The following is a 389-nucleotide window of genomic DNA, read 5'->3' as shown; positions in this document are numbered from 1 at the left end:
GGCGAGACTGGTCAAGGCGGTGCGCACATTGGCGAGAGTGATGAGTTCTTCATCGTCAAGGTCATCCTGGTCGACGGGAAAACGCTCCAGGACGGCTTCGCAGGTCGCAGTCATGTCGCCGGGCAGGTCGAGCTTGTCGAGGCTCGCGAGTCGAAGCTGGAAATAGGCGCTCCAGGTGGCATCTTCGTCGTCAAGCGCATCATCGTCGGACAGTTCTTCGAGAATGGGCAGTGCCGCATCGGCAAACGCAAGGCAGGCGGCATACTCTTTCTTGCGCAACTGGACGCCCGCTTTGCGCAATAGAGCGGTCATGTTCGTCATCGTATTTTTCATCTTCTGTTATCTCGATTCGTCGTGCTATTTGGAGGAAACGGGCGCAGGTATCACAA

1 protein-coding gene is annotated in these 389 nt (G+C 56.6%); it reads right to left on the bottom strand.

Annotated elements, in window-relative coordinates:
• On the bottom strand, positions 1–321 hold a 321-nt coding region (locus F1735_RS34345; protein WP_167241527.1), incomplete at its 3' end, for a hypothetical protein.
• Positions 322–389 lie beyond the last annotated feature (68 nt).

This window comes from Massilia genomosp. 1 (assembly GCF_011682185.1).
Lineage (GTDB): Bacteria > Pseudomonadota > Gammaproteobacteria > Burkholderiales > Burkholderiaceae_D > Telluria_A > Telluria_A rubra.
The sequence above is the reverse complement of the archived record's forward strand: the minus strand, read 5'-3'. Positions and strand labels throughout refer to the sequence as shown.